Raw genomic sequence first — 13,096 nt, 5'->3', positions numbered from 1 at the left:
TCTTTTTTTGTCTTTGTAGCAATGTTTGGTGCCTGGCCGCAACTGACAGAAACCAGTACCAACAAAAACGCCCCCCCAAACCGCAGGCTGGAAGGGCGGTACCTAAATGGTGTGCTTACTTGACTTCGTAGGCTTCCATCGGCTTGTCGTTGGGGTTCGCCCAAGCATCCTTGGTTGCAGCCGACAGAGGCAGACCCACCTTCACGTTGTTAGGAGGGATAGGTTGCATGAACCACTTGTCGTACAGCTTCTCGAGCGAGCCATCCTTGATCTGGCGCACGATGGAGTCGTCCACAGCCTTCTTGAAGGCGGTGTCGTCCTTGCGCAGCATGCAGGCAATCGGCTCGACCGACAGCACTTCGCCGACGACCTTGTAGTCAGCAGGGTTCTTGGACTTGGAGATATTGGCGGCCAGGATGGAGCCGTCCATGACGAAGGCGTCGGCGCGGCCGGACTCCAGCATCAGGAAGCTGTCAGCGTGGTCCTTGCCCATGACTTCCTTGAAGGTCAGGCCGTCAGCGCGCTTGTTCTTGCGCAGGGTCTGCACCGACGTGGTACCGGTCGTGGTCACCAGGGTCTTGCCGTTGAGGTCCTTGATGCCGGTGATGCCGGAGTTGGCCTTCACAGCAATGCGCACTTCTTCCACGTAGGTGGTGAAGGCGAAAGCAGCATCCTTTTGGCGCGCCTGGTTGTTGGTGGTGGAGCCGCATTCCAGATCCACGGTACCGTTTTGCACCAGAGGCACGCGGTTTTGCGAGGTCACGGGCTGGTACTTGATCTCCAGCTTGGCCAGGCCCAGCTGCTTTTGCAGATCGCTCACCACGTTCTCAGCCATTTCGGTGTGGAAGCCAACATACTTGCCGTTACCCAGCGTGTAGCCCAGGCCCGAAGACTCGCGCACACCCAAGGTGATGCTGCCAGACGACTTGATCTTGGCCAGCGTATCGCCCGCTTGCGCAAACGCGCTACCTGCAGCAACCGCTGCGACCGCAAAAGCCAGCAAATGTTTCTTCATCATCAGACCTCCAGATAAATCAATTAAGTGGTCGACTATGGGCCTCAACAGACGCCAAAGCGACAACTGACACGCTACGTATTGTGCAGTCCGTCCAGATAATGCCAGCAGACTGAGCAATGCAATTATCCGGAAAATTACCAATGAATTTCTAACAATTCATAGCCTTTTTCGAACAAATCGCGTACATCTAACCAACTGCAACACGAGCAATCCGCAAGCATTGCACAGAAAATTTAAGCCGCATATTAGAAATTACCCTGCAAATCCAACACATCTATATTCTTATAGATGTCATGAATTATGTGCAGTGTTGCGCGAGACAAGGTAGTCCCACAGCGCCTGGGCGCCGGTCTTGACGGCATCGCTGGACTGGGGCTTTTCGCGGTAGGCGCGCACATCCATTGCCACTTCCCACTGGGCCGAGCTCGGGTAGTCGGCACGCACCAGCTTCTTGGCCTTGAGCTCCTTTTTGGCAGCGCTTTGCGGCAAAAAGGCCAGGCCATGTCCTTCCATCGCCATGGCCTTGAGCCCTTCGGCCATGTCGGTCTCGTAGACGCGGTCCAGATACGCGGGCTCGGGCGCCTGCTTGAGGGCCAGGTCCGTGACGCGGCTGAGGTAGGCCCCGGGCGCATAGCCCAGGAATGGCAGCGGCACGTCCGCCGCGCCGGGCAGCAGGAACAGCGGCAGGCCATCGAGCCCGGGCTTGCAATAGGGCGCCATCACCTCGCGGCCCAGGCTCACCATTTCATAGCGCTGCGGGTCCAGCTGGATGGGCTGGGACTCATGGTGGTAGGCAATCAGCAGGTCGCAGCCGCCTTCGACCAAGCGCATCACCGCGTCGTGCACATTGAGCGCGATCAAGCGGCTCTTGAACAGGCCAAAGTCATTGCGCAGGCCCGACACCCAGGTGGGGAAGAAGGTAAACGCCAGCGTATGGGGAACGGCAAAATCAATGATGTCCTTGCCCGAGGACGAGTGCACCCGCAGCATCGCGCGCGTGCTCTGCACCGCCTGCAGGATCTCGATGGCCTGGTTGTACAGCGTCTTGCCCGCAGGTGTGAGCCGCGTCGGGTAGGAGCTGCGGTCCACCAGATCGGCCCCCGCCCAGGACTCCAGCGCCTGAATCCGCCGAGAGAATGCCGGCTGGGTGACATGGCGCAACTGCGCCGACCGGCTGAAACTACGCGTCTCCGCCAGACTCACAAAATCTTCAAGCCACTTGGTTTCCATCCGCGCATTATCCACACGCCAATGGCAATCCGCTGCAAGTGGGCAGGCCCGATGCCGAGCCGGCGCCCGCAACGCAGGCGACTGCAGCGCTCCATCCCCGGGAAATGGATGGCTTGCAAGCCCTCCGATCAAGGCCATAATCGGGCCCCACTGGCCTACCCGCCAGGCGCGGCGCTGCCGCAGATACCAATCTATCCGATACCGATGGTCCGCCCACAAGGCGGTTTGTGTTTTCCGCATTCACCCTTGGCTCTGCCGAGCCCTCTCGCGACCGGTTGTTATGGCATCACCCTCCCCTCATTCCTCGGGCGGCAGCAGCGCTGACGCCTCCACCACGCTCCCCAGCGAGCCCGCCCCAGCCAAAGGGCTGTGGCTGGAAGACTGGCTCACGGTCCTCATCATGGCGCTGCTGGCGCTCATCACCTTTGGCAACGTCATCGTGCGCTATTTCACCGATGGCTCCTTTGCCTGGACCGAGGAGATCTCGGTGTTCCTGATGATCTTGCTGGCCATGGTGGCCGGGTCGGCCGCAGTGGCGCGCAACCTGCATATCCGCATCGAGTACTTTGCCGAGCGCGGCGACGCGCGCCGGCGCAAGGCCTTTGCCCGTTTTGGCGCCTTGACGGTGGCGCTGCTGTTTGCGCTGATCTGCGTGCTCAGCATCCGCGTGGTGGTTGACGACTACCGCTATGAGGAGACCTCGCCCGGCATTGGCGTGCCCCAGTGGTGGTACTCCATCTGGCTGCCGGTGTTCTCGGCGTTGATCACCTTGCGCGCGCTGGGCCTGTTCCTGCGCCAGGGCCGGGCCAGCTTTGCCCATGTCTACTCCGAAGGCAGCGATGCCGCCGCCAAGGAGCGCGCATGATTGCCACCCTGCTCTTTATCGGCTTTATCGCGCTGATGCTGCTGGGCGTGCCCATTGGCGCCGCGCTGGGCCTGGCCGGCGCCGTGGCCATTGCGCTGGCCAATGCCGATGCGCAGTGGTTTGGCCTGCTGGCCATTCCGCAGAACTTCTATGCCGGCCTGGGCAAGTACCCGCTGCTGGCCATTCCGATGTTCGTGCTGGTGGGCTCGATCTTCGACCGCTCCGGCGTGGCGCTGCGGCTGGTCAACTTTGCCATTGCCATCGTCGGGCGCGGCCCGGGCATGCTGCCGCTGGTGGCCATTGCCGTGGCCATGTTCCTGGGCGGCATCTCGGGCTCGGGCCCCGCCAATGCGGCAGCCGTGGGCGGCGTGATGATTGCCGCGATGAGCCGTGCCGGCTACCCCAGCAGCTTCTCGGCCAGCGTGGTCGGGGCCGCTGCTGCCACCGATATCCTGATCCCGCCGTCGGTGGCCTTCATCATCTACTCGGTGCTGGTGCCCGGTGCCTCGGTGCCTGCGCTGTTTGCCGCGGGCATGATCCCGGGCATTCTGGCGGGCCTGGCGCTGATCGTGCCGGCGGTCTGGATGTCGCGCAAGCACAAGATGGGCGCGCTGGAAGCGAGCCTGCCCCGCCCCGAATTCTGGAAGAGCCTGCGCGAAGCGGCCTGGGGCCTGGCCGCGCCGGTGCTGATCCTGGGCGGCATGCGCATGGGCTGGTTCACGCCGACCGAAGCGGCCGTGGTCGCCGTGTTCTACGGCCTCTTCGTCGGCATGGTCGTGCACCGCACCATCGGTGTGCGCGATCTGTTCCCCATCCTGCGCGAGGCCGGTGAGCTGTCGGCCGTGATCCTGATCGTCGTCTCGCTGGCCGGCATCTTCGCGTTCTCGCTGTCGACCCTGGGCGTGATCGACCCGATCACCACGGCCATCGTCAACTCGGGCCTGGGCGAATGGGGCGTGATGGCCCTGCTGATCCTGATGCTGATCACCGTGGGCATGTTCCTCGACGGCATCTCCATCTTCCTGATCTTTGTGCCGCTGTTGATGCCCATCATGCAGCACTACCACTGGGACCCCGTCTGGTTTGGCGTGATCCTGACCCTGAAGGTGGCGCTGGGCCAGTTCACCCCGCCGCTGGCGGTGAACCTGATGGTCAGCTGCCGCATTGCCGGCGTGCGCATGGAATCGACCGTGCGCTGGGTCGGCTGGATGCTGTTTGCGATGTTCTGCGTGATGGTGCTGGTCATTGCCTTCCCGCAACTCGCACTGTGGCTGCCCGCCAAGCTCGGCTACTGATTGGAGCCCGGGCCGGGTACAGGCGCACAGCCCTGCATCCGGCATCCTGGATTTGCAAAGATTTCCCCTTGAACCACCCGGAGACAACACCATGAAAACCCGTCAATTCCTTGCCACTGCCTTGGCTGCTGCTGCGGCGCTGAGCTTTGCCGCACCCGCCGTGCAGGCCCAGAGCAACTACAAAAGCGAGTACCGCATGTCGCTGGTGCTGGGCACGGCCTTCCCCTGGGGCAAGGGCGGCGAAATCTGGGCCAACAAGGTGCGCGAGCGCACGCAGGGCCGCATCAACATCAAGCTCTACCCAGGGGTGTCGCTGGTGCAGGGCGACCAGACGCGCGAGTTCTCGGCGCTGCGCCAGGGCGTGATCGACATGGCCGTTGGCTCCACCTTGAACTGGTCGCCCCAAATCAAGGAGCTGAACCTGTTTGCGCTGCCGTTTCTGATGCCCGACTATGCTGCAGCCGATGCGCTGACCCAGGGCGAGCCGGGCAAGCGCCTGTTTGCCCGTCTGGAAAAGGCTGGCGTCGTGCCGCTGGCCTGGGGGGAGAACGGCTACCGCGAAATCTCCAACTCCAAACACGCGATCAAGACCCCTGCCGACATGAAGGGCCTCAAGATCCGCGTGGTCGGCTCGCCGCTGTTTGTCGACACCTTCAGCGCACTGGGCGCCAACCCCACGCAGATGAGCTGGGCCGATGCCCAGCCGGCGATGGCCAGCGGCGCGGTCGACGGCCAGGAGAACCCGGTGGCCGTCTACCAGGCGGCCAAGCTCAACACCGTGGGCCAGAAGTACCTGACCCTCTGGGGCTACATCAATGACCCGCTGATCTTTGTCGTGAACAAAGACATCTGGGCGAGCTGGAGCAAGGCCGACCAGGACATCGTGCGCCAGGCCGCCATCGAAGCCGGCCAGGAAGAGATCGCCATCGCCCGCAAAGGCATGATCGAGGCGGACAAGCCCCTGGTCAAAGAGCTGAGCGCCAATGGCGTTACCGTCACTGAGCTCAGCGCTGCCGAGCGCGAGGCTTTTGTGAAGGCCACCCGCCCGGTCTATGACAAGTGGAAGCAGCAAGTGGGCGCCGACCTGGTGACTGCTGCCGAGAAGGCGATTGCTGCCCGCAAGCAGTAAGAACTGCCCCCTCCAAACGCAAAACCACCGGCGTTGCGCCGGTGGTTTTTTTGTGGGCGCTGCGACAGAGCACCCCTGCGCACTGGCGCTAACGCCGCTGTGTTTATTCGATCTTGAAGCCCGTCGTCTTGACCACCTGCTTCCAGCGGTCGGTCTCGGCCTGGATCTCCTGCGCAAAGCTCTCGGGGCTGGTCTTTACCGGGATGTAGTCGTACTGCTTGAGCTTGGCCAGCACATCGGGCATCTGCATGACCTTGTCGATGTTCTGCGACAGGGCGGCGACGATCTCCTTGGGCGTGCCCTTGGGCGCGAGCAGACCGGCCCAGGAGCTGAACTCCATGTCCTTGACACCCAGCTCGACCAAGGTCGGCACATCGGGGAAGGACGCGGCGCGCTGGGGCAGCACGACGGCCAGCGCCTTGACCTTGCCGGCCTTGATCATCTCGACGGCGGCAAAGGAGTCAAACGAGAAATCCACCTCGCCGGACACGACGGCCTGCATCTGCGGGCTGGTGCCCTTGTACTGCGCATTGATGATCTGCGGCGCCTTGATCACCTGCTTGAACTGCTCGGTGATCAGGTTGATGATGGCGCTGCCCGACGAGGCCGTCAGCGGCTTGTCCTTGTTTTGCGCCAGCGCAATCAGCTCTTGCAGCGTGTTGGCGGGCAAATCCTTGCGGGCAATGATGATGAAGCCCACCGAGCAGACCTTGGCCACCGGCGCAAAGCTGGCGGCCGCCTCATAGGGCGCCTTGTAGATCACCGGGCTCAGCGTCTGGGCGCCGGCGGTATTGAACAGCAAGGTGTAGCCATCGGCCTGGGCACGGGCCACTTCACCTGTGCCGATCATGCCATTGGCGCCGCCCCGGTTGTCGATGACAAAGGAGGCCTTCATCAGCTCGCCCATCTTTTGCATCACCAGCCGGGCCACCACATCGGTGGTACCGCCTGCGGCAAACGGCACGATCACGCGCACGGGTTTGTGGGGGTAGGCCGCTTGCGCCTGGGCCCACTGGGGCACGCTGGCGGCGCCCGCAGCGGCGGCAAGGGTGGTGAGGAAATGGCGGCGCGCAATCGTGTCCATGCAATGTCTCCTGTGTCTGTCCCATTGTTGTCGGCCCATTGTGGGCAGCACGGCGCGGGCTGTCTAATACTTGCCAGCAATGCCACCATTCGCAGGCGCTATCGCGGCATGGTTGCACAGCGTGGGCGGGCTGCCGCCCGGCAGGGGCTGCCGTCTGTCTCCCAGGCGTCTTGGCCAGGGCCTGCGCGGGCCTTGCCACGGCGCCAGCAACTGGCGGCCTGACGGGCGGGCGATCGGTGCCGATATCAGCACTGCAACGGAGCTAACGCATAAGCACAGCAGGGCATCACCGCCCCCTGGGTGGCGCCCACCTGGCCGCTCATGCCCAAGGCGCTCTTGGTAGATTCTTGCAATAGTTTTTTTCTACTTTATCTCAAACAAACATAGCCAATTTATACCACCGGTAAATACCCTAATCTAGGGTTAACACCAGGGTTAGCTGTCACATATTTGTAAAAGTTCCAAGCTAATTCACATTGATTTCGGAACAATCAGTTTGATTTTTAGCTATTTATCGAAGATAGGTACCAATATAAACTTCATTCCATCGTTAAACAAAAGCGGTATCGCCAGCAAGTCAGCTGGCAGACACCGCAAAAAACGACGCGAGTCGACCACCAGGCCGAACGCAATTCCAAAGGAAAGAAAAATGAACGCACGTATTTTCGCTATCGCCGCAACCCTGGCCCTGGGTGCTTCCGTTGCCCAAGCCAATCCTTTTGAAGGCGACCAGGCCATCACCCCCCAAGCGGCTGCCACCAGCGCCGTGAGCCGCGCCGATGTGCAAGCCCAGCTGGCTGAAGCCCGCAAGACCAACACGATGATTGCCCAAGGCAACCAGTCGACCCTGAACGCCTACGAACTGGGCAAGGGCCAACTGAGCCGCGCCGAAGTGACCCAGGCTGCCCACCAAGCGCTGGCCAACGGCTCGATCCTGGAAGGCGAATAAGCTTTCCCCCCCTGCCGGCAACCACGAAGCCGGCATGGCATCCACGGGACGGCGCACACACTCCCCGCCCCTTGGGAACAGGCCACTGCGATGCAGTGGCCTTTTTTGCATCTGTGCGCAGATCGCTTTCCTCTGCGGAGTGGCTGGCCACCGCCAGCAGGGATGCGGCGCAGGTTCTATGATGCGGGAACCTCTCCACGTATCTGTCCTCTCACCGCCAGACATACAGGTACCACGCGATATGCCCCATGCTTTCCTGCGCCGCTCGATAGGAGCGCTTTTTTTTACTCTGCTGGCCCTGGTGCTGAGCGGCACTGCGCTGCATGCCCAGGCCCAGATCAAGCTCCAGATCGGCAGCGGCGCCAGCGCCCCTGTGATGGACACGGCCTCCAGCGCCTCCTCCAGTCCCGCCTCCAGCAATGTGGTGACCACGCCGCGTGTGCGCGCCGAGCTGGTGGCACTGGCGCCGCAGGGCATCGAGCCGGGCAAAAGCATTGAACTGGGCCTGCTGCTGGACCACCAGCCCGACTGGCATACCTACTGGACCAACCCCGGCGACTCGGGCCTGCCCACCCAGCTGCAGTGGCAGTTGCCACCCGGCTGGGATGCCGGCGAGATCGCCTGGCCCACGCCCCACCCGATTCGGGTCGGCACCCTCGTCAACTACGGCTATGAAGGCCAGGTGCTGCTGCCCGTCACCGTGCAGATCCCCAGTCATTTCTCGGCCGATGCGCGCGATGTGACCGTGCGCCTGCACGCCAACTGGCTGATCTGCCGCGTCGAGTGCATTCCCGAAGAAGGCCAGTTCAGCCTGACCATCCCGACCAAGAGCAGCACCGCGCTGCTGGCGGACAGCTTTGCCAAAGCCCATGCCCAGGCGCCAGTCGCACTGCAAGGCAGCAGCCAGGCAACGGTCGATGGCGAGACGCTGCAGCTGCGCGTCTCCGGCCTGCCCGCTGCACTGCAGGGCCAGAGCCTGCAGGTACTCAGCGAGAGCCCCGACACCTTGCACCATGCGATGCAGGACGGCCAGGACTTCCACCAGCAATGGCAGGGCGCGGACTGGACGGCCGTGGTGCCGCTGTCGGCCAACCGGGGCCAGACACCGCAAGACATTCCGCTGGTGCTGACCACCGACCAGCACCGCGCCGTCGATGGCGCCATCGGCTGGCGCACCGTGGCGCCCCTCAGTGGCCAATGGCAGGCCGCTGCCGTGGCCCAGGTCTCACCCGAGCTGGCCGCTGCGCTGGCCAAAAATGCCCAGGCGGCCGCCCCCGCCGCGCCAGCCTCTTCGGGCAGCCTGTGGCTGGCCGTGCTCGGCGCGCTGGTCGGTGGCCTGATCCTGAACCTGATGCCCTGCGTGTTCCCGATCCTCGCGCTCAAGGTGCTGGGCTTTACCGCGCACGGCAGCCAGCTGCGCGAGCAGCGCCATGCCGGCCTGGCCTATACGGCCGGCGTGGTGCTGTCCTTTCTGGCGCTGGGCGCGCTGCTGCTGACGCTGCGCTCGGCCGGCCAGCAGCTGGGCTGGGGCTTTCAGCTGCAGTCGCCGCTGGTCATTGCCGCACTGGCAGCGCTCTTTACCGTCATTGGCCTCAACCTGGCGGGCATGTTCGAATTTGGCAGCTTTGTACCCAGCAGCCTGGCGGGCAAGCAGGCCAAGAGCCCGATCACCAATGCCTTCCTGAGCGGTGTGCTGGCCGTGGCCATTGCCTCGCCCTGCACGGCCCCGTTCATGGGCGCATCGATGGGCCTGGCCGTCAGCCTGCCCGCTGCCGAGGCCTTGCTGGTGTTTGCCGCACTGGGCCTGGGCATGGCCGCACCCTATCTGCTGGCCAGCGGGATCCCTGCCGTGGTGCGCTGGCTGCCGCGCCCGGGCGCCTGGATGGACACCTTCCGCCGCGCGATGGCCTTTCCGATGTTTGCCACCGTGGTCTGGCTGGTCTGGGTGCTGGGCCAGCAAAGCGGCATCGATGGCGCGGCTACGCTGCTGGCCTTGCTGGTGCTGCTGGCCGCGCTCGTCTGGGCGCTGGGCCTGCAAGGCCGCGCACGCTGGGGCTTTGCGGTGCTGTCACTGGCCGGTGGCCTCTACCTGGCCACCGCCATGGGCCACAACCTGACCACGCCCGCCCCCGCACCCGGCCAGCAGGCCAGCGGCGCGCTGTGGCAGCCCTGGTCGGCGCAAAAGGTCGGCGAGCTCAATGCAAATGGCAAGCCGGTGTTTGTCGATTTCACCGCCGCCTGGTGCGTCACCTGCCAGTACAACAAGCGCACCACCCTGAGCGACAGCCAGGTGCTCGCCGCCTTCGAAGGCAAACAGGTGAACCTGCTGCGCGCCGACTGGACGCGCCAGGACCCTGCGATCACCCAGGCACTGAACCAACTGGGCCGCAGCGGCGTGCCGGTCTATGTGCTGTATGCACCGGGCAAGGCGCCACAGATCCTGTCCGAAGTGCTGAGCGTCAAGGAAGTGGTGGACGCGGTGACACAGCTCTAAGCAGCTGCTCAAGGCTTACTCCCCATGAGAAAAGCGCCGGTTGTGCCCGGCGCTTTTCGTTTCTGCAACGCTGAAAAACCCGCCGCTCAGCGCCGCTGCGCCGCCAGCTTGCGCACCTCGCGCACCAGCTGGTCCACCTCGTCAAAGGTGTTGTAGAAGGCCAGCGAGGGCCGCACGGCGGTCTCGACCCCGAAGCGGCGCAGGATGGGCTGCGCGCAATGGTGGCCGGTGCGCACGGCGATGCCTTCGGCATTGAGCGCCTGGCCCACCTCGTCGGTGCTGTAGCCCTCCAAGGTAAAGGCCAGTACGCTGGCCTTGCCGGGCACGGTGCCGATCAGGCGCAGCCCCGGGATGCCGGCCAGCTGCGCCATGCCATAGTCCACCAGTGCATGCTCGTAGCGGCTGATCTGCGCAATGCCGATGCGCTCCACATACTCCAGCGCCGCGCCCAGACCCACCGCATCGGCAATATTGCCGGTGCCTGCCTCAAAGGTATTGGGCAAGGGCTGGTACACGGTTTTCTCAAACGTCACATCGGCAATCATGTTGCCGCCGCCCTGCCAGGGCGGCATGGCCTCCAGCACCTCGCTGCGCCCCCAGAGCACGCCAATGCCGGTGGGTGCAAAGATCTTGTGGCCCGAGAAGACAAAGAAGTCCGCGCCCAGCTCCTGCACATCGACAGGGGTGTGCGCAATCGACTGCGCGCCATCAATCAAGGTCGTGATGCCCCGGCGCTTGGCGATCTCCACCACCTGCTTGACGGGCACCACCGTGCCCAGCACGTTGGAGACATGGCCGATGGCGACGATCTTGGTGCGGTCGTTGATCAGCTTCTGGTACTCATCGAGCCGGATCTGGCCCTGGTCGTCGACCGGAATCACCCGCAGCCGGGCGCCCTTGGCTGCCGCCAGCTGCTGCCAGGGGACGATGTTGGCATGGTGCTCCAGGTGGCTGATGATGATCTCATCGCCTTCGCCCACATTGGCCCCGCCCCAGGCCTTGGCCACCAGGTTGATAGCCTCGGTGGTGCCGCGCACAAAGACCACCTCGCGCGCCTCGGGGGCGTTGATGAAGCGCCGCACCACCTCACGCGCATGCTCATAGGCATCGGTCGCACGCGCGGCCAAGGTGTGGGCTGCACGGTGGATGTTCGAGTTCTCATGCGCATAGAAATGGCTGATGCGCTCGATCACCTGGCGCGGCTTGTGCGTGGTGGCCGCATTGTCCAGCCAGACCAGCGGCTTGCCGTTGATGCGCTCGGACAGGATCGGAAAATCGCGCCGCACTGCCTGGACATCAAAACCGGGATGGCGGTCCTGCTGCGCAGCCACAGGCGCCGCATCGGCATGCGGATGCGCTTTGGCTGGCGTGACAAAGCCATTGGGCAGCTGCACGGCATGCACAAAGTAGTACTGCGGCGCAGCGCCTGGCCCTGGGGGCTGGTTCGCGGGCTGCCCCTGCTGGCCCAGCGGCGGCAGATCGGCAGCGCGAGGCCCGCGCAGATCGATGCCGTCCAGATGCGGGTCCGGCGCGGCACGGCGGGCCTGGTCGGCCAGCGCCTGCAATGGTGCATCGCTGGCAGTGGCGGCCGCCGGCGCATCCAGAAAGTAATACCCACTGCCCGCAGCCGGCGCAGCGGCCGGCGCTGAGCTGACAGGCGCAACCCCTTGCACCAGGCCGCCCAGGCGCGGCTCGTAGGCGGGCAGCGTGCTGTGCAGCGTATCGGGCACCCCATTGCCGGCTGCGGCATGGGGCAGCAAGGCAGGGGCGCGGTGGGCCAGCGACAACGCTGGTGTAGGCGATGCCGGCAACAGATTGCTGCCCGGCAGCACGCCCGCAGGGATGGGGGTGCCGGGCACGCTGGGGCCCAGGCCTGCCGGGCTGGCCAGCGGCGAGCCCGGCGGCGCGATGTTCACCGGCGCCTGCACACCGGGCGGCAAGCCGGGCGCGCCAGGCCGCTCGGCAAACAGCGCGGTGGCCAGCTGCGCCAGCAGCTCGGTGGAGATGGGCGCGCCCGATGGCTCGGGCAGGCCGGATACGGCGGAAACCATGGCGGCTCCTTTGCTCACTTGTAGGTATCAGGGTAGTCGTGGTACTTGTTGATCTCCACGTCATCGAGCACAGCCAATGCATCGGGCGTGTGCACCGCCAGCGAGCAGTACAGCGAGATCAGGTACGAGGCAATCGCATGGTTGTTGATGCCCATGAAGCGCACCGACAGGCCCGGGCCCTGCTCGCCAGGCAGGCCGGGCTGGAACAGGCCGACGACGCCCTGGCGCTTGTCACCCACGCGCAGCAGCAGGATCTTGGATTTGCCATCGGCCACCGGCACCTTGTCCGAGGGGATCAGCGGCACACCACGCCAGGTGATGAACTGCGAGCCAAACAGGCTGACGGTGGGCGGTGGCGTGCCCCGGCGCGTGGCCTCGCGGCCAAAGGCGGCAATGGTGAGCGGGTGGGCCAGGAAAAACGCCGGCTCCTTCCAGACCTTGGTCAGCAGCTCGTCGAGGTCATCGGGCGTGGGCGCGCCCGTCAGTGGGAAGATGCGCTGGTCTTCCGCCACCTGGGCCAGCAGGCCGTAGTCGGGGTTGTTGATCAGCTCGCTTTCCTGGTTCTCCTTGATGGTCTCGATGGTCAGGCGCAGCTGCTCCTTGATCTGGTCATGCGGGCTGCTGTAGAGGTCGGAGACGCGGGTGTGCACATCCAGCACGGTGCTGACGGCGTTGAGGAAGAACTCGCGCGGCTGCGCGTCGTACTCGACAAAGGTGCGCGGCAGCTGGTTCTCATGGGTCTTGGCGGTGCAGGCCACCCGGATGTCCTCGGGGTTCTTGACCTGGTTGAGGCGATAAATACCCGCCTCGACCGGCACCCACTGCAGCAGATGGGTCAGCCAGCGCGGGCTGATCGTGGAAAGCTGGGGAACGGTCTTGGTGGCGTTGGCTAACTGCCGTGCAGCACTGTCGCCCAATGCGGTCGTACCGCCTACATTCGCTGTCATATTTCTCTCCGGTTGCGCGTGTGAATGAACAGGA

The 13,096-nt window shown here is 64.2% G+C and carries 10 protein-coding genes; 5 read left to right on the top strand and 5 right to left on the bottom strand.

Features of this window, described 5'->3' with window-relative positions; genetic code table 11:
* Nucleotides 1–115: 115 nt before the first annotated feature.
* Together WH303_RS01920 and WH303_RS01915 are read right to left on the bottom strand one after the other, a co-directional pair.
* Nucleotides 116–1,015: an amino acid ABC transporter substrate-binding protein gene (locus tag WH303_RS01920; protein WP_027010849.1), complete on the bottom strand. Its 900-nt coding sequence runs from the start codon at nt 1,013–1,015 to the stop codon at nt 116–118.
* A 294-nt stretch (nt 1,016–1,309) separates the two neighbouring features.
* Nucleotides 1,310–2,248, bottom strand: a complete 939-nt coding sequence (locus tag WH303_RS01915) for a LysR substrate-binding domain-containing protein (protein ID WP_021026660.1) — start codon at nt 2,246–2,248, stop codon at nt 1,310–1,312.
* Between the two features lie 280 nt (nt 2,249–2,528).
* Between WH303_RS01915 and WH303_RS01910 the strand changes: the two genes are divergently transcribed.
* The 3 genes from WH303_RS01910 to WH303_RS01900 all read left to right on the top strand — a co-directional run bounded on the left by WH303_RS01910 (nt 2,529) and on the right by WH303_RS01900 (nt 5,537).
* Nucleotides 2,529–3,113: a TRAP transporter small permease gene (locus WH303_RS01910; RefSeq protein WP_021026661.1), complete on the top strand. Its 585-nt coding sequence runs from the start codon at nt 2,529–2,531 to the stop codon at nt 3,111–3,113.
* A complete protein-coding gene (locus tag WH303_RS01905) occupies nt 3,110–4,408 on the top strand; it encodes a TRAP transporter large permease (protein WP_339516540.1) in 1,299 nt (432 codons plus the stop codon). Before WH303_RS01910 ends, WH303_RS01905 begins: the two co-directional genes overlap by 4 nt.
* A 91-nt stretch (nt 4,409–4,499) precedes the next feature.
* Nucleotides 4,500–5,537, top strand: a complete 1,038-nt coding sequence (locus WH303_RS01900; protein WP_021026663.1) for a DctP family TRAP transporter solute-binding subunit — start codon at nt 4,500–4,502, stop codon at nt 5,535–5,537.
* Between the two features lie 103 nt (nt 5,538–5,640).
* On the opposite strand, the gene WH303_RS01895 is transcribed toward WH303_RS01900, so the two are convergent.
* Nucleotides 5,641–6,621: a Bug family tripartite tricarboxylate transporter substrate binding protein gene (locus tag WH303_RS01895; protein ID WP_021026664.1), complete on the bottom strand. Its 981-nt coding sequence runs from the start codon at nt 6,619–6,621 to the stop codon at nt 5,641–5,643.
* A 649-nt stretch (nt 6,622–7,270) separates the two neighbouring features.
* Between WH303_RS01895 and WH303_RS01890 the strand changes: the two genes are divergently transcribed.
* Together WH303_RS01890 and WH303_RS01885 are read left to right on the top strand one after the other, a co-directional pair.
* Nucleotides 7,271–7,570, top strand: a complete 300-nt coding sequence (locus tag WH303_RS01890) for a hypothetical protein (protein ID WP_021026665.1) — start codon at nt 7,271–7,273, stop codon at nt 7,568–7,570.
* Between the two features lie 241 nt (nt 7,571–7,811).
* Nucleotides 7,812–10,064, top strand: coding sequence for a protein-disulfide reductase DsbD family protein (locus WH303_RS01885; RefSeq protein WP_339516537.1), 2,253 nt, complete (start codon nt 7,812–7,814; stop codon nt 10,062–10,064).
* Nucleotides 10,065–10,150: 86 nt separating this feature from the next.
* Here WH303_RS01885 and WH303_RS01880 read toward each other — a convergent pair whose 3' ends face one another.
* Both WH303_RS01880 and WH303_RS01875 read right to left on the bottom strand, forming a co-directional pair.
* A complete protein-coding gene (locus WH303_RS01880) occupies nt 10,151–12,115 on the bottom strand; it encodes a family 2A encapsulin nanocompartment cargo protein cysteine desulfurase (RefSeq protein WP_339516536.1) in 1,965 nt (654 codons plus the stop codon).
* Nucleotides 12,116–12,129: 14 nt separating this feature from the next.
* Nucleotides 12,130–13,062 (bottom strand): family 2A encapsulin nanocompartment shell protein, encoded by a 933-nt coding sequence (locus WH303_RS01875; protein WP_021028781.1) that lies wholly within the window; start codon nt 13,060–13,062, stop codon nt 12,130–12,132.
* Between the last annotated feature and the right edge of the window lie 34 nt (nt 13,063–13,096).

Source organism: Comamonas sp. MYb69, from assembly GCF_037479315.1.
Lineage (GTDB): Bacteria > Pseudomonadota > Gammaproteobacteria > Burkholderiales > Burkholderiaceae_C > Comamonas.
The sequence above is the reverse complement of the archived record's forward strand: the minus strand, read 5'-3'. Positions and strand labels throughout refer to the sequence as shown.